The 19684-nt window shown below is 67.4% G+C and carries 17 protein-coding genes; 8 read left to right on the top strand and 9 right to left on the bottom strand.

Annotated features, from left to right (window positions below; translation table 11 throughout):
* Positions 1–17: 17 nt before the first annotated feature.
* Positions 18–620 (bottom strand): hypothetical protein, encoded by a 603-nt coding sequence (locus ASG37_RS17940; RefSeq protein WP_055762710.1) that lies wholly within the window; start codon positions 618–620, stop codon positions 18–20.
* A 111-nt stretch (positions 621–731) separates the two neighbouring features.
* On the opposite strand from ASG37_RS17940, the gene ASG37_RS16025 reads away from it, so the two are divergent.
* A complete protein-coding gene (locus ASG37_RS16025) occupies positions 732–1394 on the top strand; it encodes a response regulator transcription factor (RefSeq protein WP_055762707.1) in 663 nt (220 codons plus the stop codon).
* Complete coding sequence (locus tag ASG37_RS16020) at positions 1391–2728, top strand: sensor histidine kinase (protein ID WP_055762704.1); 1338 nt, start codon at positions 1391–1393, stop codon at positions 2726–2728. Before ASG37_RS16025 ends, ASG37_RS16020 begins: the two co-directional genes overlap by 4 nt.
* Here ASG37_RS16020 and ASG37_RS16015 read toward each other — a convergent pair.
* Positions 2715–3200, bottom strand: a complete 486-nt coding sequence (locus ASG37_RS16015) for a DUF6702 family protein (RefSeq protein WP_055762701.1) — start codon at positions 3198–3200, stop codon at positions 2715–2717. The two genes, ASG37_RS16020 and ASG37_RS16015, sit on opposite strands and share 14 nt — an antisense overlap.
* On the bottom strand, positions 3197–5668 hold the full coding sequence (locus ASG37_RS16010) for a M1 family metallopeptidase (RefSeq protein WP_156349254.1): 2472 nt from the start codon (positions 5666–5668) through the stop codon (positions 3197–3199). Before ASG37_RS16010 ends, ASG37_RS16015 begins: the two co-directional genes overlap by 4 nt.
* Before the next feature lie 44 nt (positions 5669–5712).
* On the opposite strand from ASG37_RS16010, the gene ASG37_RS16005 reads away from it, so the two are divergent.
* Genes ASG37_RS16005 through ASG37_RS15990 form a run of 4 tightly spaced genes read left to right on the top strand, consistent with a single transcriptional unit; the run spans position 5713 to position 10374 of the window.
* Positions 5713–6711, top strand: coding sequence for a glycoside hydrolase family 43 protein (locus ASG37_RS16005; protein ID WP_235525280.1), 999 nt, complete (start codon positions 5713–5715; stop codon positions 6709–6711).
* Positions 6671–8794: an ATP-binding protein gene (locus tag ASG37_RS16000; RefSeq protein WP_055762698.1), complete on the top strand. Its 2124-nt coding sequence runs from the start codon at positions 6671–6673 to the stop codon at positions 8792–8794. Before ASG37_RS16005 ends, ASG37_RS16000 begins: the two co-directional genes overlap by 41 nt.
* Before the next feature lie 54 nt (positions 8795–8848).
* Positions 8849–9370, top strand: coding sequence for a lactoylglutathione lyase (gene gloA / locus ASG37_RS15995; protein ID WP_055762695.1), 522 nt, complete (start codon positions 8849–8851; stop codon positions 9368–9370).
* Positions 9367–10374, top strand: coding sequence for a zinc-dependent alcohol dehydrogenase family protein (locus tag ASG37_RS15990; RefSeq protein ID WP_055762692.1), 1008 nt, complete (start codon positions 9367–9369; stop codon positions 10372–10374). The genes gloA and ASG37_RS15990 overlap by 4 nt, the downstream gene beginning before the upstream one ends.
* 122 nt (positions 10375–10496) lie before the next feature.
* Here the strand turns inward: ASG37_RS15990 and ASG37_RS15985 are convergent, their stop codons facing one another.
* Positions 10497–11627: a Gfo/Idh/MocA family protein gene (locus tag ASG37_RS15985; protein WP_055762690.1), complete on the bottom strand. Its 1131-nt coding sequence runs from the start codon at positions 11625–11627 to the stop codon at positions 10497–10499.
* Between the two features lie 116 nt (positions 11628–11743).
* Here ASG37_RS15985 and ASG37_RS15980 point away from each other — a divergent pair, with 116 nt between their 5' ends.
* A complete protein-coding gene (locus ASG37_RS15980) occupies positions 11744–13555 on the top strand; it encodes a glycoside hydrolase family 15 protein (RefSeq protein ID WP_055762687.1) in 1812 nt (603 codons plus the stop codon).
* A 60-nt stretch (positions 13556–13615) separates the two neighbouring features.
* Complete coding sequence (locus tag ASG37_RS15975; RefSeq protein ID WP_055762684.1) at positions 13616–14419, top strand: SDR family NAD(P)-dependent oxidoreductase; 804 nt, start codon at positions 13616–13618, stop codon at positions 14417–14419.
* Between the two features lie 39 nt (positions 14420–14458).
* Here ASG37_RS15975 and ASG37_RS15970 read toward each other — a convergent pair whose 3' ends face one another.
* The 5 genes from ASG37_RS15970 to ASG37_RS15950 form a co-directional block, all read right to left on the bottom strand.
* Entirely contained in the window at positions 14459–15097 is a 639-nt protein-coding gene (locus ASG37_RS15970; RefSeq protein WP_055762681.1) for a carbonic anhydrase, read from the bottom strand.
* A complete protein-coding gene (locus ASG37_RS15965; RefSeq protein WP_055762678.1) occupies positions 15094–16683 on the bottom strand; it encodes a SulP family inorganic anion transporter in 1590 nt (529 codons plus the stop codon). The genes ASG37_RS15970 and ASG37_RS15965 overlap by 4 nt, the downstream gene beginning before the upstream one ends.
* Before the next feature lie 132 nt (positions 16684–16815).
* Entirely contained in the window at positions 16816–17511 is a 696-nt protein-coding gene (locus tag ASG37_RS15960; protein ID WP_055762675.1) for a carbonic anhydrase, read from the bottom strand.
* Between the two features lie 101 nt (positions 17512–17612).
* Complete coding sequence (locus tag ASG37_RS15955; protein WP_055762916.1) at positions 17613–18929, bottom strand: ATP-binding protein; 1317 nt, start codon at positions 18927–18929, stop codon at positions 17613–17615.
* A gap of 17 nt (positions 18930–18946) precedes the next feature.
* Positions 18947–19657: a response regulator gene (locus ASG37_RS15950; RefSeq protein ID WP_055762671.1), complete on the bottom strand. Its 711-nt coding sequence runs from the start codon at positions 19655–19657 to the stop codon at positions 18947–18949.
* Positions 19658–19684: the final 27 nt, after the last annotated feature.

Genomic DNA, 19684 nt, shown 5'->3' with positions numbered 1-19684 from the left:
ACCCTTCCCCTCGTGCATCACCGTGCCGGCGCGGCGGGGGCGGTGACCGGGGCGGGCGGCGTCACCCCGGCAACGACGGCCGGCGGCGGCGGCGGTGGGACGGCACCCGGCGCGCACGCCGGACCACCAGCGGCCAGGCGCGGATCGGGACCGCGACCGTCCGGGCCGGGACCGCCCGGGCCACCCGGACCCTTGGGACCACGCGGACCATCACGCCCGGGGCCATGCGGGCCGTGGCGCGGGTCGGGGCCGACCGCCGTCACCTTGCCTGCCGGATCGACGAGGTAGGACGCGCGCAACTGTCCGTTGTCGAAGCGGCCCTGTACCTGCACCACCTGTCCCTTGGTCGGCGCGGTGTCGCGACCGCCGTCGACCATCGCCCGGCCGGTGGCATCCTGCACCACGAACCGGTCGCCATAGACTTCGGCGACCCGGCCCTTGACCGTCACCACGCCGTCGGTCGTCGCCAGCCGGTTGACCGGCGTCGCGACGGTCGGTGCCATCTCGACGCCCGGCCGGGTCAGCGACACCGCACCTGCGCCGCCGGCGGCACCGATCGCCAGACCGAGGCCCATGCCCAGCGCCACCTTGCCGACGCCCGGAAAACGAAATTTCGTCATGTCTTCTGCTCCTTCATGCTGCGATGGCATCGCTCTAGCCGAGTCGTCCCCGCGCCCCGCTGAACCCGGCGGTTCAGATTGGGTTTAGACAGGCGGCGTAGCGGAGGGCCCATGCGTATCCTGTTGGTGGAAGACGATCCCGATCTCGGCCCCGCGATCCAGCGGGCACTGCGCGCGGAGCAATGCGCGGTCGATCTGGTGCCAAGCGGCATCGACGCGCAGCATCTGGGCGATACCGAACGCTACGACGTGGCGGTGCTCGACCTCGGCCTGCCCGACCGTGAGGGCACACAGGTATTGCGCGCATGGCGCGAGGGCGGCCGTACCCTGCCGGTGCTGATCCTGACCGCGCGCGATGGCTGGTCGGACAAGGTCGCCGGGTTCAAGGCCGGTGCCGACGATTTCCTGACCAAGCCGTTCCGCATCGAGGAACTGATGATGCGACTGCGCGCGCTGGTTCGCCGCGCCGCCGGGCACGGCGCCACCCGGCTGACGTGCGGACCACTCGCGTTCGAGAGCCAGACCGGGGTGTTCGAACTCGACGGGCTGCCGCTTCGGCTGACCGCACTCGAATATCGTGTCCTGTCGGCGCTGATGCTCGCCAAGGAAGCGGTAATCGAGCGGCTCGACCTGATGGAGCGGGTCTATGAAGGCGATGCCGACGTCGATTCGAACAGCTTAGAGGTCATCATCGGGCGGTTGCGCAAGAAGATCGGCGCGTCGCTGATCGAGACGGTGCGCGGACGCGGCTATCGGCTGACGGCCGGGGCATGAGACTGCCGCGATCGATCCACGGGCGGATGCTGGCGCTGTCGGCGGTGACGACATTGGTCGCGCTGCCGGTGGCCGGGTTCGCGATCGGCGGGGTGCTCGAACATTTCGTGACGCGCAACATCGACGAGCGGCTAAGCGACAAGCTGCGGCTGGCCGGAGCGGTGGTGCGGCCCGACGGAACGATCGACCAGGCGTTGCTCGACCGGGCATCGGTCGAGCGTGCCTTCGCCGCCGATACCGCGTGGCGGATCGACGCACCGGCCGGTACGATCGGGAGCGGGACCCTGCCCGGCGATGTCGACCGGATCGCGCGGCAGGTACGAGGGCGCCCGCATCCGCCGATGGCGGGACGACGCGAGCCGGGGATACAGCCGTTCGAGGCCGAATTGGTCGATGGCACGCGCGCCCATGGCCTGACCGATACGATCGCGACCACCGCCGGGCCGGTCCGCGTGGCGGTGGCCGTCCCGCGTTGGCAGATCGATGCGCCGCTGCGCTTAGCGATGCTGCCGCTGATCGCGACGTTGATGATCGTCGCGATCGTGCTGGCGACGGCGACACTGGTGCAGCTTCGCTATGGCCTGCGTCCGTTGCGGCTGCTGCGCGACCGGGTGGCGGCGATTCGGCAGGGGGCGGCGGAGGGCGTGCCCGAGAACCAGCCCGACGAACTCCGCCCGCTGGCGATCGAACTGAACGCGCTGATCCGCGACAATGCCGCCGCGCTGGCAACCGCGCGAGGCTCGGCGGCAAACCTCGCCCATGCGCTCAAGACGCCGGTGGCGACGCTTGCGCTCGACCTGCACGGCGATCCGCGGGGCGCGCAGGTGGCGCGGATTGATGCGACCATCCGCCATCACCTTGCCCGCGCGCGCGACGGCATGGTCGACCGGCGTGCCGCAACGCCGCTGCGCCCGGCGATCGAAGGGCTGGTGGCAGCGGTCGAGGCGCTGCACCGGGGATCGGCCGTCGCCATCGACGCCACCGTTCCCGACCTGATCGTCGCGGTCGATGCCGCCGATCTCGACGAACTGGCGGGCAATCTGATCGACAATGCCGCGCGCCATGCCCGCTCGATCGTCCGGGTATCGGCCGCACGCGATGAAGCGATGGCGGCGCTGACCGTCACCGACGACGGCCCCGGCATTCCCGCCACCGACCGTGCCCGTGCGACCGATCCCGGTATCCGGCTGGACGAACGCGGCGACGGGCATGGCTTCGGCCTGACGATCGTTCGCGATCTGGCGACGCTCTATGGCGGCGCGCTGACGCTGGGCGAGGCACCGGGCGGCGGACTGGCCGCCACCGTCACCCTGCCGCTGGTCAGCCGAGCGTGACGCTGCCGGCGGCCCCGCCGCGCAGCGTCAGCGATTTCACCACCGTCCCGCGCCGCACATTCACCTGATTGACCTGCGCGCGGTAGACGTCGCTCAGCACGCTCGACCGGACGGCGACGACCTTCGCCCGCTTCGGCGCACGGCCGCGATACTCGATCCGCACCTCGGCGTGTGACAGGTCGGTTTTGACGTGGGTCAGCGCCACCGGCTTGCCGTCGATCGTCAGCGTGAAGCGCCGCAGCACATAGGCTTCCAGTGCCGCCAGCGCCGCCGGATCGTCGAGGCTGGTCTGCGCGGCCGGCGCGATCTTCGCCAGTGCCGGTTCGATGTCATGCGCCTCGAACCGGTGCGACACGGTGACGCTGCCATCGGCAAGCGTCACCACCGCGAGCGAATCATGCCCGCGATGCGCTTGCGCCGGAGCGACGATCGCCAGCCCTAGCCCCAGCGCGAGTGCCGCCCAACGCCTCACTTCGCCGCCGCCGGATAGGTGCGCACCGATCCCGGCTTCACCTGCACGTCGAAGTCCTTCATCCGGTTTTCCAGCTCGTCAATATCCTCGATCTCCAGCACCACCGGGCGGATGGCGCCGCGCCATGCGTTGTTCGACCGGTCGGCATCGGCGATTTCGAGCAGCGGGTCGATCTCCGCCGCCGTGACGGTCTTCGGCGTCACATATTGCCACGTCACCTGTTTGGGATCGTAGCGCCAGACCTCGGCGGGGATGCGGGCGATCTCGGTCGATCCGTCGCTGAACGTCAGTTTCAGCGGCACCGGCATCACCAGCCCGCCGATGTTGCGGAAGGTGAAGCGATAGAAATTGTCGGTCACGGCGAAAGCGGCGCGCTGCTGCGGGGTAAGCCCTTGCAGCTTTTCGGCCAGATCGCGGCGCTGCTGCGGGCTGACCGCCAGCCGGTCGGTCTGGTCGTAAAAGTCGCGGGTCGCCGGATCGCGCTCGGTCACGGTGCGCTGCCCGGCGTTGCGCTGAACGGTCAGCGAGACATTGTCGCCATCGCGGATCGCGCGGCGTTGCCGCTCGGTCGCCGGCAGGTCGCCGCCGGCGACACGGCCCTGCACGACGTTGGTCAGCGCGAAATCGACATGGTCGGTCGAATAGAACCAGCCGCGCCAGAACCAGTCGAGATCTACCCCTGAGCTTTCCTCCATTGTGCGGAAGAAGTCGTAGGGCGTCGGCCGCTTGAACCGCCAGCGGTTGGCATATTCGCGGAACGCCCGGTCGAACAGGTCGCGGCCCAGCACCGTCTCGCGTAGGATGGTGAGCGCGGTCGCCGGCTTGCCATAGCCGTTGGCACCGAATTGCAGGACCGAATCGGACTGGGTCATCAGCGGGACCTGATTGTCCGACAGCATGTATTCGGCGATGTCCTTCGGCTCGCCCCGCCGCGAGGGGAAGTCCTTGTCCCACAGCTTTTCGGCCTGGAACTGGAGGAAGGTGTTCAGCCCCTCGTCCATCCACGTCCACTGGCGTTCGTCGCTGTTGACGATCATCGGGAACCAGTCGTGGCCGACCTCGTGGATCACCACGCCGATCAGCCCGGTCTTGGCGCGTTCGGTATAGGTCAGCGCCCCGGTCTTGGCGTCCTTCACCGGCCGGGGACCGTTGAAGGTAATCATCGGATATTCCATGCCGCCTACGGGTCCGTTGACCGATTGCGCCACGGGATAGGGGTAGGGGAAGGCGAATTTCCCATAGACGTCGATGGTGTGGGCGATCGCCTTGGTCGAATAGGCGTCCCACAACGGACGTGCTTCCTTGGGGTAGAACGACATCGCCATGACATGCGGGTTCGCGGCATAGTCCTGCCGAACGCCCATCGCGTCCCATGCGAATTTGCGCGACGATGCCCAGCCGAAATCGCGGACGTTCTGCGCGGCGAAGGTCCAGGTCCTGGTGCCCGAAGCACGGCTGCGCTCGGCGGCCACCGCTTCCTCGGGGGTGACGATATAGGTCGGGCTGCTCGCGGTCTTCGCCGTTTCCAGCCGCTGGCGTTGCACAGGGGTCAGCACCTGATCGGGGTTCTGGAGCACGCCAGTCGCCGAGACGATGTGATCGCCGGGCACGGTCAGCGCGACGCGATAGTCGCCGAATTCGAGCGTGAATTCGCCCGCGCCCAGAAACGCCTTGTTATGCCAGCCTTCGTAATCCGAATAGACCGCGAGGCGCGGGAACCACTGCGCGCCCTCGAAGATGCAGTTGCCGTCCTGTCCGGGATCGGTGAAACATTCATAGCCCGACCGGCCGTCGACGACCTTCTGTTCGGCCATCGGGAACGACCAGTCGATGCTGATCGTGACTTCGCCGCCGTTTCCCGCGACCGGTGCGGGCAGTTCGATGCGCAGCAGGCTGTCGGTGACGCGGTGGGCCAGCGGCTGGCCGTCGGGGCCGCGCACGGCGGCGATGGTGAAGCCGCCCTCCCAGTCCTGCATCCGTTTGGCGCGGTTAATGTCGCCGATGCTGATCGTCGCGGCGTCGGCCACCGTCTGGCTCATCTGCGCGATCGAACTGCGCTTATAGTCGTTCTGGTCGAGCAGCAGCCATAGATAGGGCAGCGCGTCGGGCGAGTTGTTGCGATAGCGGATCGTCTCGCTGCCGGTCACGACCTTGGTCGCTTCGTTCAGCGCGACGCGGACGTCGTAATCGACCTTCTGCTGCCAGTAGCGATGGCCCGGCGCCCCCGATGCGCCACGATAGTCGGTCGGCGTCGGCCAGTCCTCACCCTCCAGTTGGCGGAACTTGTCCTGCCAGTCGCCCTTGGTCTGGCGGATCGGATCGGCGAATGCTGGCGGCGCGGCCAGCAGCAGGAGGCCGAGCGCGAGGCGGGAAGCGGAGGTCTTGAGCAACGGACGGTTCTTTCGCAGCGGGTCGGCGGTGATCGTCGCTGCGGATACCGGATACGTCAACCGTCGATTGCCGATCATCGCGCCAATGGTTGCAGTCGTCGCGCCCATGCGGCAAGCGACCCATGGAATCAACGCTCTGGGAGCCAAAGGCGATGATGCTCAATCGGCGGACGACGCTTGCCGGGCTGGTGCTTCCCCTAATCGGTGGGCGTGCCTCTGCCTTGGCACGGCAGGGCGATCCGTTGCTGTTCGCCTATTTCGGTACCGGACGCGGTGAGGCGGCGGGGTTGAAGCTGGCGCTGAGCGACGACGGCTTCGCCTTTCGCGAACTGGCCGGGGGGCGGAGTTTCCTGAGACCCATGGTCGGCGAATCGAAGCTGATGCGCGACCCGTTCCTGTTCCGGGGCGAGGGGCGGAGCGCGCCATGGCACCTGTTGTGGACCACCGCATGGGACGGGGTGACGATCGGTCATGCCACCAGCCGCGATCTGCGCCACTGGACGCCGCAGCGCGCGTTGCCGGTGATGGCCGGGGTGGCGGGCACCCGCAACTGCTGGGCACCCGAGGCGATCTGGGACGCGCGGCGGCGTGTGTATGTCGTCTTCTGGTCGAGCACGGTGCGCGGACGATTTCCCGAAACCGACGGCAGTTCGGAATCGGGCTACAACCACCGGCTATGGTATGTGACGACGCGCGATTTCGTGACGTTCGGCCCGCCCAAGGTGCTGTACGATCCGGGGTTCAGCGTGATCGACGGGACGTTCGCGCGGGGGGACGACGGCAGCCTCCACCTGATCGTCAAGGACGAGACGGTGCAGCCGCCGCGCAAATATCTGCAGGTCGCGCGTGCCGCCACTCCGACCGGGCCGTTCGCGCCGCTTGGGGCAGCCTTCACGCCGTCGTGGGTCGAAGGACCGATGACCGCGCAGGTGGGCGGGGAGACGATCTGTTACTGGGACGTGTATCGCGACGGTCATTGGGGCGCGGCGGCGACGCGCGACTTCCGCGAATGGCGCGACGTGACCGCGCGGCTGACGATGCCCGGGGGCGCCCGCCACGGATCGCTGGTGCGGATACCGCGTGCGCTGGCCGAGGGGCTGGTGGCAGGACCGGTGGTATAAGGCGGTGACGATCGCCCCGTTCCTGAATGGCGGTGGCCGCGCGGCCGACATGATCCGTGCGCGCGACTGGTCGGATCATGTGCTGGGGCCGCCCGAAACCTGGCCCGACGCGCTGTGCAGCGCGCTCAGCCTCGTCGTCAATTCGCCCGAATCGATGATCCTGTGCTGGGGGCCGGAGCTTACCTTCTTCTTCAACGAAGCCTATTTTCCGCTGTTGGGGCCACGGCTCGACTGGGCGATGGGCGAGCGGTTCGACCGGGTCTGGGCCGACGGGCTGGAACAGGCGATGCCGATCATCGCGGCGGCCTATGCCGGAACCAGCCCGCGCTATGTCGACGTGCCATGGAAGCTCGATACCGATCGTGGTGCGGCGGATACGTGGTGGAGCTTTTCCTATTCGCGCATCCTTGACCGTGACGGCGCGATTGCCGGGCTGTTCATCTTTACCAACGAGACGACGTCGCGCGTGCTGTCCGACGCGGCGTTGAAGCGCAGCCAGGCCGAACTGACGACCGCGCTGAACGATCTGCGCGAACTGAACCATACGCTGGAAGCGCGCGTCGCCGAACGCACCGCCGAACGCAACATTCTGGCCGGCATTCTCGAGACGACCGATGCGACGGTCAACGTCCTCGACCTCGACTATCGCTGGCTGGCGATCAACGGTGCCGGCGTGACCGAGTTCGAGCGGGTGTTCGGCGTGCGGCCGCGGGTGGGAGACAATCTGCTCGCGCTGATCGCCGATCAGCCCGAACAGATGGCGTTGGTGCGATCGGTCTGGGACCGGGCGCTGGCGGGCGAGGAATTCACCGCGATCGAGGTGTTCGGCGATACCGACCGCGGCCATGCCCGTCGCGCCTATGAGATGAAGTTCAACCGGCTGTACGACGATGCCGGCAACCGGATCGGCGCGTTCCAGTTCGTCACCGACGTGACCGACCGGCTGCGCGCCGAGGCCGACCTGCGCGAGGCGCAGGACGCGCTGCGACAGGCGCAGAAGATGGAGGCGATGGGCCAGTTGACCGGCGGCGTCGCGCACGACTTCAACAATCTGCTGACCCCGATCCTCGGCAGCCTCGACCTGCTCCAGCGGCGCGCCGGCCTGTCGCCGCGCGAACTGCGGCTGATCGACGGCGCGTTGCAATCGGCCGAGCGCGCGCGGACGCTGGTCCAGCGGCTGCTGGCGTTCGCGCGGCGGCAACCGTTGCAACGGGGTGCCGTCGACCTGTCGGTGCTGATCGGTGGGATGGCCGATCTGATCGGCAGCACCATCGGGCCGCAGACGGCGCTGACCACCATGGTGTCCGCCGATCTTCCGCCCGCGCTGGCCGATGCCAACCAGTTGGAAATGGCCGTTTTGAACCTGTGCGTGAACGCGCGCGACGCGATGCCGGAGGGTGGGCGGATCACCATCGCCGCCGACCTGCCCGACGCGGCCGAGGCGCGCGATGCGGGGGTGAGCGCCGGGCGCTATGTCCGCCTGTCGGTGATCGATACCGGCACCGGCATGACCGCCGACATCGCCGCCCGCGCGATCGAGCCGTTCTTTTCGACCAAGGGGATCGGCAAGGGCACCGGGCTCGGCCTGTCGATGGTCCATGGCCTCGCGCTGCAACTGGGCGGCACGATGGCGATCGTCAGTGCGCCGGGGGTCGGCACGCGCATCGATCTGTGGTTGCCGGTCAGCGCAGCGGCGGTGGTGGAGAACAGCGGTGGCGAGGATGCCGATCCGCTGCAATTCCGGGGCCGCGCGCTGGTGGTCGACGACGAACCGCTGGTGCGGATGACCACTGCCGTCATGCTCCAGAACCTTGGCTATGATACGGTCGAGGTCGACAGCGCGACCGAGGCGGAGCGGGTGCTCAACACCCGCCGGTTCGATCTGGTCGTGACCGATCACTTGATGCCCGGCCCGTCGGGCGCGTGGCTGGCGCGGACGGTGCGTGACCGCATGCCGGGCGTCGCCGTTCTGATCGTGTCGGGCTATGCCGAGGTCGACGGGCTGCCCGCCGACCTGCCGCGCCTGACCAAGCCGTTCCGCGAAGCCGAGCTGGCCCGCGCCATCGCCGCGCTGGGCGGCTGAACCGCACGCACCGTTGCCGCGTTCGAGCCGCTCCAATCGCACAGGAGCGTTTCGATGACCCGACCCGACGGCACCCGGGGCTTCGTCCTCAACCAGACGATGCTGCGCGTGCGCGACCCGAGCGCCAGCCTGTCCTTCTATCAGGACGTGCTGGGCATGACGCTGATCCAGAAGCTGGATTTCGAGGAGATGGCGTTCTCGCTGTATTTCCTCGCCTATCTCAAGGACGGCGAGACGATCCCCGCCGACCCGGCGGAACGCGCCCGCTTCCTGTTCACGCGCGAGACGACGCTGGAACTGACGCATAACTGGGGCACCGAGGACGATGCCGACTTCGCCGGCTATCACAATGGCAATGCCGATCCGCGCGGCTTCGGTCATATCGGCATTTCGGTGCCCGACGTCGCCGTCGCCTGCGCCCGGTTCGAGGAAATGGGGGTATCCTTCGTCAAGCGGCCGGAGGAGGGCAAGATGAAGGACATCGCCTTCATCGCCGATCCCGATGGCTATTGGATCGAGATCCTGTCGCCGAACGGCATGACCGATGCCGTCGTGCAGGCGGAGGATGCGGCATGAAGGCGATGACCCTGCGCGCGCCCGGCGGCCTCGACCGGCTGGAATGGGTCGAGCGCGCCGATCCGGGGCAGCCGGGGCCGGGCGACATCCGCGTCGCGCTGCATGGCAGTTCGCTCAACTTCCACGACTATATCGTCGTCAGCGGCACATCGCCCGCCGCCGACGGTCGCGTGCCGATGGCGGATGGCGCCGGCGTGGTCGAGGCGGTGGGCGAGGGCGTCACCGCCTTCGCGGTCGGCGACACCGTCGTCTCGTGCTTCTTCCCCGACTGGCAGGACGGCGCGCCGACCATCGGCGATTTCGCGCGGACGCCGGGCGACGGCATCGACGGGTTCGCGCAAGCGACGGTCGTGCTGCCCGCCACCGCCTTCACCCATGCACCCAAGGGCTGGGACGCGGTCGAGGCGGCGACGATCACCACCGCCGGCCTCACCGCATGGCGCGCGCTGGTGGTCGATGGCGGATTGAAGGCGGGCGACCGGGTGCTGCTGCTCGGCACCGGCGGCGTATCGATCTGGGCATTGCAGATCGCCAGGGCGATGGGGGCGGTGGTCGCCATCACCTCGTCGAGCGACGAAAAGCTGGCACGGGCGCGCGACCTTGGCGCGGACTTCACCGTCAATTATCGCAACGATCAGGACTGGGGCACGACGGTCGCCGCATGGGCGGACGGGCGCGGCGTCGATCATGTGGTCGAGGTCGGCGGCCCCGCCACGCTCGCCCAGTCGATCGCGGCGGTGCGGGTCGGCGGGCATATTTCGCTGATCGGGGTGCTGACCGGGCGCGGCGGCGAGGTGCCGACCGCGGCGCTGATGGCGAAGCAGGCGCGGTTGCAGGGGCTGATCGTCGGCAGCCGGCGCGCGCAGCAGGACTTCGTCCGCGCGCTCGATGCGACTGGTATCCGTCCGGTGGTTGATCGACGCTTCGCGCTGACCGATCTGGCTGAGGCGTTCCGGTTTCAGGAAGGCGGCGAGCATTTCGGCAAGATCGGGGTGGAGTGGTAGCGGGATGATCTCCCCTCCCTGACAAGGGAGGGGCCGGGGGTGGGTAGGTTCGGGGCTGGCGCTCCATTCCCTCACGGGCCGACCCACCCCAACCCCTCCCTTCCAGGGAGGGGCAAAGAGGCTTACTGACCGCTTGGCGTCTTGGCCTTTACCGTCTCCGGCGGCGTCACCGGCGACAGCGTCTGCTTCTGCGTCGCGGTGTTGATCCGCCGCTTGCGCTCGAACGGCGGCAGGTCGACGCGGCGGCCGGTCTTGAGCGCCTCGACGATGCCTTCGATGACGCGCAGGTCAGCCAGACCCTCCTCGGCATCGGGTTCGGGATCGTCGCCGTTCAGGATGCAGTCGGAGAAATATTTCATCTCGCCGCCGAACTGGTCGGTCGGCTTGAACTTCTCTTCGGACTTTTCGGTGCCGATCGTGATCGTCTGATGCTGGGTATCGCCATAGCCGAACGCGGGATCGATATGGATGCTGCCCTTCGCACCGCAGATCGTCAGATGATCGACGTTGCCGGCGTAATAGCTGACGGTGAAGCTTGCCAGCCGGGCGCCGGGCATCCGCAGCACGACCGCGAACGTATCGTCGAGATCGCCGAAGCCAGCCTTCGCCTGGCGGGTCGCCACCGCCGACTCCACCGCGACCGGTTCCTCGCCGAACAGGTAGCGGATGGCGTTGATTGGATACGGCCCCATGTCGAACAGCGGACCGGCGACGATGCCGTGGCTGGCACGGTGGTTCTCGGGATCGAGCGACTGGCTGAACGTCGCGGTAAAGGTGACGAGATCGCCTAGCTTGCCGTCGCGCACCTTATCGATCGCCGACAGCGTGCCGGGTTCGAAATGCAGGCGATAGGCGGTCATCAGCTTCGCCGACGACGCCTGCTGCGCGGCAAGGATCGCGCGACCCTGTTCGGTCGAGATTTCGAGTGGCTTTTCGCACAGCACATGGATGCCCGCCGCGAGTGCGGGCACCGCGAATTCAGCATGCCGCCAGTTGGGCGTACCGAGATACACCGCATCGATCGTGCCCGATGCCAGCAGTTCGTGATATTCGTCATAGCTATAGGTGCGATCGAGGCCGTACATCTCGGCCAGTGCCGTCGCCTTGTCGCTGTCGCCGGTGACGACGGTGACGAGCTTCGAATTGCCGGTGTGTTTGATGCCGGGCAGCATCGAACGCTGGGTGATGTCGCCAGCACCGACGACGGCGTAGCGGACCTTCTTGCCAAGGCCCAGGGCGGAAGCGAGGCTCATGCGGCGGTTCTCCGAAATGTCGTTTGCAGGGGAGGTGAAGCCACGCAAACGCACGTCGCCGCCGCTGTCTCCCCGCGATCACGGACATTTGCGCGCTATCACGGGTTATCGGGCGCATGTTCCTGCGATCCTCGTCCGCCTCTGCTCCCGCCTCGCTGCGCGATACCGACGGCTATCTGCCGCTTGCCCGCTACGGTGCGCTGGGGGACGGGCGGGCGGTGGTGCTGTCGGGCGCGGACGGATCGATCGACTGGTGGTGCGTGCCCAACATGGATTCGCCGCCGCTGTTCGACCGGCTGCTCGATGCGGGGCAGGGCGGCTATTTCGCGATCACCCCGGCCGAACCGTTCACCAGCGAACAACGCTACCGCGACAACAGCAACGTCCTGGAGACGATCTTCACCACCGCCACCGGGCGCGCCAAGCTGGTCGAGAGCCTGAACAGCGGCACCGCCGGGCGACTGCCATGGGCTGAACTCGCCCGCCGGGTAGAGGGGCTCGACGGGCGCGTCGCCTTCACGCTGACGCTGCGCTTCGGGCGGCGCGCCGACACCGTCAGCCCCTATTTTGCGCGCGCCGGGGGGCATGATGTATTCCATGTCGGCGCGGTGCTGGGGCTGGTGCGCTGTTCGGACAATGTGACGATCGACCGGCAGGGTGATGACGGCATCGATGGGCGGATCGCGGTGGCGCCGGGCGAGCGCGCGACGATCGGCATCGTCGCCGGTGCCGACGAGCCGCTGGTAGTGCCGACGATCGAAGCGGTCGACGAGCGCATCGACCTGTCCGACAAGGAATGGCGCGACTGGACGCAGCGGCTCCACTGTGTCGGCGATCACCGCGCGACGGCGATCCGCAGCGCGCTGGCGCTGAAGCTGCTGCTCTATTCGCCGTCGGGCGCGATCGTCGCCGCCGCGACGACATCGCTGCCCGAGCGGATCGGCGGCACCAAGAACTGGGACTATCGCTACGCTTGGATTCGCGATGCCGGCTATACGATCAAGGCGTTCCTGCGGATCGGTGCGCTGGGCGAGGCGAAGGCGGGGTTCACCTGGCTGCTCAAGCGGCTGGGCGAGGGTGCCCCGCGCGTCTGCTACACGCTGGCCGGCGACCGGGTGCCCGATGAACGACGGGTCGACCTGCCCGGTTATCGCGGGTCGCAGCCGGTGGTCGCGGGCAATCTCGCCACGAACCAGCATCAGCACGGCATATATGGCGACATCTTCGAAACCGCCGAACGCTTCGTCGCGTGCGGCAATATCCTCGATTCGACCAGTGCCGAGACGCTGTCGCACCTTGCCGACCAGTGCGCCGATCGCTGGCGGCAGAAGGATGCCGGCATCTGGGAGCTGGAGGAGGCCCAGCACTACACCATGTCGAAGATCAGTTGCTGGCAGGCGCTGGAGCGCGCGGTCGAACTGGCCGATGCCGGGCAGCTTCCCACCACCTGCCGCGACCGCTGGGCGCGCGAGCGCGACCGGATCATGGAATGGATCGGCGAGCATTGCTGGTCGGAGGAGCGCGGCGCCTATCTCTGCTATCCGGGCGCGGACGGTCTTGATGCGTCGCTGGCGCTGGCGGTGCGGTTCCGCTTCGACGGGCAGGACCGGCTGGCGCGCACGCTCGACGCGATCGACCGCGAGCTTGGCGCGGGGGCCTATCACTATCGCTACACCGGCATGGACAAGGAAGAAGGCTGTTTCCTCGCCTGTACCTTCTGGATGGTCGAGGCGCGGGCGATCCTCGGCCAGCACGACCGCGCGGCGGCGGCATTCGAGGCGGCGATGGCGGGACTGGCGGACGGCGTCGGCATCCTGCCGGAAATGATCGATCCGAAGACGCACGAGTATCTCGGCAATTTGCCGCAAGGTTTGAGCCACTTAGCGCTGATCCAGGCGATCGCCACGCTGAACGGTACGCAATTGTGACGGAACTCCGCGTCATTTCAAGAGCTTGGCCGTCCGGTGTTGCTGGATTGGAGAGACAGGATGAACTTCGGGCTTGATGGAAAGATCGCGTTGGTGACGGGATCGGACAGCGGGATCGGCCGGGAAACCGCGCGCATGCTGCTGGAGGAAGGCGTGCGGGTCGCGATCAGCGACCGACCCGGCGGTGACATCGAATCCACGCTCGAAGGCTTGAAGCAATATGGCGAGGTGGTCGCGGTGCCGGCCGACGTTACCAAGCTGGCCGACGTGCAGGCGCTGTTCGCCAAGGTGCGCGAGTTGCTCGGCGATCCGGAGATCGTGGTCAATGCGGCCGGCGTGACCGGGGCGACCGGCGATTTCCTCGAGGTCGACGATGCCGGCTGGGCCGAAACGCTGGAAATCAACCTGATGGGCGCGGTCCGTGTCGCGCGCGAGGCAATTCCGGCGATGCGCAAGGCGGGCGGCGGGCGTATCGTGCTGATCGCGTCCGAGGATGCGGTGCAGCCCTATGTCGACGAGCTTGCCTATTGCGCGTCCAAGGCCGGGCTGCTGAACCTGACGAAAGGGCTGTCCAAGGCCTATGGCTGCGACAATGTGCTGGTGAACAGCGTGTCGCCCGCCTTTATCGAAACGCCGATGACCGACGCAATGATGGAAAAGCGCGCAAAGGAACTCGGCACCGACATGGACTCGGCGATCGAGAGTTTCCTGAAGGAAGAACGCCCCGGCATGGTGCTCAAGCGCCGCGGCAAGGCGGAGGAAGTCGCCGCCGCGATCGTGTTCCTGTGCTCGGGACCGGCCAGCTTCATCAACGGTGCCAATATCCGCGTCGATTCGGGCGCGGTGATGACGATGGCGGGCTGAACCGGAACGGCTCCCCCTCGGAAGGGGGGAGCCGTTCGCTTAGGTCAGCACCTTTTCCGGCACCGGCACCGCCGCCAGCGGCGTCGTCGCGTCGATCTCCATCAGCGGCTTGAGCAGCCCGTCGCGCAGATCATAGATCCAGCCGTGCAGTTCGAGCGGCTTGCCCGAAGCGAAGGCGTTCTGGATCACGTCGGTCCGGGCCAGCTTCACCAACTGGTCGCGGACGTTCAGTTCGACCAGCCGGTTGCTGCGCAACTCGCCGGCGGGCAGGCCGTCGAGTTCATCGCGGTGGTCGCGGATCACGTCGCGCAGGATGTTGAGCCAGTCGTCGATATGGCCGTCGACCTCGCCCGACAGCACGGTCTCGACGCCGCCGCAGCCATAATGACCACAGACGATGATATGGCGCACGCCGACGGTTTCGACCGCATATTGCACCAGCGACATCAGATTCTGGTCGTTCGGATCGATCAGATTGGCGATGTTACGGTGCATCAGCATCTCGCCCGGCTGGGCGTTGGTCAACTGGTCGGGCGCGACGCGGCTGTCCGATGGCCCGATCCACAGGAAATCGGGTTGTTCGCCTTGCGTCTGGCGCGTGAAATACCGGGGGTTCTCTTCCAGCTTTTCCGATGCCCATGCCTTGTTGGCGAGCAGCAGGTGTTTGTATTCCCTCATGCGTAGGCGACCTCCTTGCGCGGCGCCTTGATCTGCGGCGCGGTCTTTTCACCGATGTCGCCGCGGACCAGCACGTTGACGCCCCGATACTGGGCATTCTTGATGAAGCCGTTGATGATGTCGATGTTGTCGAGATCGACATAGCTGGTCGCCGACAGGTCGATCACCACGGTGCAGTCGTCGGGCACCTTGTCGAGTTCGCGGGTCAGTTCGACCTTATGGATGAAGTACAGGTTGCGCTTGGCGCGCACCATGCAGCTTGCCCCCGGGCCTTCGCCGTCCTGCACGAACGTCACCGCCGGGCGGAAATTGCGCGCGATGACGAACACGAAGCCGACGACGAGACCGATCACGATGCCCTTGAGCAGATCGGTGAACAGGATCGCCACCACGGTCACGACGAACGGGACGAACTGGGTATAGCCCTGCTTCCAGCGCTTCACGAACAGCTCGGGCTTGGTCAGCTTGTACCCGGTCTGGATCAGCACCGCCGCCAGTGCCGACAGCGGGATGAGGTTGAGCAGCACCGGGATCAGCAGCACCGACAGCAGCAGCCAGCTACCGTGCAGGATCGTCGACATCTTGGACGCGGCGTTGGCACCGACGTTGGCCGACGACCGCACGATCACCGATGTGACCGGCAGGCCGCCGATCAGGCCGGAGATGATGTTGCCGCCGCCCTGCGCCAGCAGTTCGTGGTTCTTGTCGGTCACGCGACGCTTGGGGTCGATCTCGTCCACCGCCTTGACCGACAGCAGCGATTCGAGGCTGGCGACGATCGCCAGCGTCACCGCCACGGTCCATACCGTTGCATTGCCGATCTGGCCGAAGTCGGGGAAGCTGAACAGCTTGACGAACCCGCCAAGACTCTCGGCGATCGGCACGCTGACCAGATGGGTCGGCTTGACCTGCAGCGCCGGCGCGACCAGCCCGAACAGCGCGTTGAGCGCGACCGATCCGACCACGACGACCAGCGGGCCGGGGATGAATTTCAGGAAACCGTCGCTGGGCTTCGCCTTTTCCCACCAGAACAGGAAGGCAAGGCTGATCGCGGCGATGACCGCCGCGCCCCAGACCACCTGTTCGCGCAGCACGAAGATGATGGTGTTGAAGGTGTTGCGCCCGTCGTCCTGCCGAAAGGCAAAGTCGCCGCCCGGATCGCCGTCATAGCCGATCGCGTGCGGCACCTGCTTCAAGATCAGGATCAGGCCGATCGCCGCCAGCATGCCGGTGATGACCGACGACGGCACGAATTCGCCAAGCACGCCCGACCGCGAAAAGGACAGCAGCACCTGGAGGATGCCGGCGAGCATCACCGCGAGCAGGAATGCCTCGAACGAGGGGAGGCGGGTGATCGCGTCAAGCACGATCACGGTCAGGCCGGCGGCGGGACCGCTGACCGACAACGGCGATTTCGACAGCGCACCGACGACGATGCCGCCGACGATCCCGGAGATCAGCCCGGAAAACAGCGGCGCGCCCGACGCCAGCGCGACGCCGAGGCAGAGGGGCAGCGCGACGAGCGCGACGACGATCGACGCCGGCAAATCCTGCCGAAGATTGGCGATCAGGGATGGTTGCGACATGGCGGCAGGGATGCCTTGTGGTTGAACGGGGTGCGCCGGCCATGCCTCGGGGGAAGCATGGCCGGCGCGGAACCCGCTAGGCCGACGGGACGGGGGAGGGAAGAATCGCCCCGCCGGACATGCGGGAACGGCTTATTCGGCAGCTTCGGCCGTATAGAAATCGGCAGCCAGCCGCTTCGCGGCGGGCAACGCCACTGGCAGCGGGCGATCTTCGTTGATCGGCGCGAACCGGCCGGTTTCGCCGTCGAGCGCGAGGATCACCCCGGCATGGATGTCGACGAACCAGCCGTGCAGCGTCAGATCGCCCTTGGCGATGCGCGAGGCGACCGCGGGATGGGTGCGCAGGTGCGAGATCTGCACCACGACGTTCTCGAGGCTGGCGGCGCGGACCGCGGCCTGATCGTCAAGATCGGGATAGCTGTGCGACACGACCGAATGGGCGGCATGGCTGTGGCGCAGCCATGCCGCGACGCTCGGCAGGCCTGCCAGCGTCTCGGGCTTCATCAGCGCGCCCATCGCGCCGCAGCCCGAATGGCCCGATACGATGATGTCGGTGACGCCGAGCACCGCGACCGCATATTCGACCGTGGAGGTCGTGCCGCCGTTCTGCTGGGTGAAGGGGGGGACGATGTTGCCGGCGTTGCGGATGACGAACACGTCGCCCGGCTTCGCCTGGAGGATATGTTCGGGAACGACGCGCGAATCCGAACACGAGATCATCAGCACCTTGGGGCTCTGCCCATCGGTCGCCAGCTTCGAATAGAGGTCGGCATCGGTGCCGAACACGTCCTTTTCGAATCCGAAGACCCGCCCGATGACGTCGTTCATATCGCTTGTTCCCAATCCAGAGGGCATGGGCCGCAGCCATGCCGGTCGGGATCAGCGTATACGGCCAAGATAATTGCTGCGTTCGACGGCCGTGTAACGAATTATTGCCGCTGCGCTGCGGCGGGAAGCACGATCGCAACGCACAACCCGCCCCCGTCGCGATTGGCGAGTTCGAGCCGTCCGCCCTCCGCCTCAACCGCGCGGGCGACGATCGACAGGCCAAGGCCGAAGCCGACCGTGTCGCGCTTGCGCGCGGTGTCCAGCCGCACGAACGGTTCGAGGACATGGCCGAGCGATTCCTCGGGGATGCCGGGACCGTCGTCCTCGACCCGGACGATGGTGGCGTCCACGTCGCGCACCAGCGTGAGCCGCGCGCTGCCGCCGTAATGGATCGCATTCTCGACCAGATTGATGACCGCGCGGCGGAAGTTGGACCGGCGCACGACCCGTTCGCAATGGTCGGGGCCGTGATAGCTGGCGTCATGGCCGTGATCGGTCGCGTCGTCGACGATGCTGGCGCACAGCACGGCGATGTCGACCAGTGTCGGCTTTTCCGGCTCCCCCTCCCCGCCGAGGAAGGCGAGCAGCGAGAGGACCATCGCCTCCATTTCGGCCAGATCATTCTGCACCGTGGTGCGCACTTGGCGATCGGCGATCGCATCGGTGCGCAGCCGCAACCGGGCGAGCGGGGTGCGCAGATCATGGCCGACCGCCGCCAGCGCGCGGGTGCGATCCTCGATCAACCGGTGGATGCGCGCCTGCAATCCGTTGAACGCCACGACGAGCCGGCGAACCTCGCCGGGGCCGGCTTCCTCGACCGGCGGCAGCGCGGCGGCACCGCCCGCGCCGAAGCGATCGACCGCATCGGCCAGTTGCCGCATCGGCCGCAACGTCCGGCGGATCAGCAGCCCGCCCGCGACCATCAACGCGATCGCCGGGATCAGCGCCAGCAGGATACGCCCGAGCGCCAGATCGAACGCGCGCAGCGGCTCCAGCGTGCGGAAATACAGCCAGCTTCCGTCGTCCAGCCGCAGCACGCCGGTGACGACCGATCGCCCGCCGGGCGATGCCAGCGTCAGGTGCAGCCCGGTGTCGGCGAGCGTCGGTTCCCATGCCAGCACCTGCTGTTCCATCTCGCGCAGCTCGGTGCCGCGCACGGGCAGGGCGGGGAGGGTTGGCCGCCACTGGACGGCATAGCGTTCGGTGGTCAGTTCGGCGGCCATCCCCGGCCGTTCGGCGATGGCGCGTTCGTCGACGATCCGCCGCGCGATCACCAGATGCTCGGCCAGCCGCCGCGCCTCGTCGTCGCGTACCGAAAACTGGCTGGCGCGTTCGTAGAGCAGGACCGAGACGCCGAATTCGATGACGATCGTCAGCAGCAGGATCGCGACGATCCGCCCGATCAACCCGAACGGCATCGCCGGCAGGGTGCGTTTCACCGCCGCTCGACCGGCACGTTCAGCATATAGCCGACGCCGCGCACCGTCACGATCGGCGGAGTGGCACCGGCGGTCGACAACTTGCGGCGCAACCGGCTGATGAGCACGTCGATGCTGCGGTCCGAACTGTCGCCCAACCGGGTGCGCGACAGCTCGATCAGCCGTTCGCGGGCGATCACCCGCTGGGCATGGTCGAGCAGCACGACCAGCAGGTCGAATTCCGCCCCGGTCAGGTCGACCGACGCGCCGGTCGGCGAGGTCAGCTCGCGCCGCGGCAGGTTCGCGGTCCAGCCTTCGAAGGTATAGATGCCCTCCTCGCGCTGCGTCGTCTGCGCGTTCAGTTCGCCCCGGCGCAGCACGGCGCGGACGCGGGCGATCAGCTCGCGCGTGCCGAACGGCTTGGGCAGATAATCGTCGGCCCCCAGTTCGAGGCCGATGACGCGATCGACCTCGCTGCCCTTGGCCGAAACGAAGATGATCGGCACCGCGCTGGCCTGGCGGATTTGGCGGCACAGGTCGATGCCGCTGGTGCCCGGCAGCATGATGTCGAGCAGGATCAGGTCGACCGGCCCCTGTTCCAGCGCTAGCCACATCTCGGGCGCGGCGGAGCAGGTGCGCACGAGATAGCCGTTTTCCTGCAACGCGCGGGCGGTGAGGGTGCGCAGCGCGGGATCGTCCTCGACGACGATGATGGACGGGGCGGTCATGCGGGCAAACTCGTCATGTCGCGTGGG

The organism is Sphingomonas sp. Leaf407, assembly GCF_001425385.1.
Classification (GTDB): domain Bacteria; phylum Pseudomonadota; class Alphaproteobacteria; order Sphingomonadales; family Sphingomonadaceae; genus Sphingomonas.
Note: the sequence above shows the minus strand (reverse complement) of the source record. Positions and strands in the feature narration are given on the sequence as shown.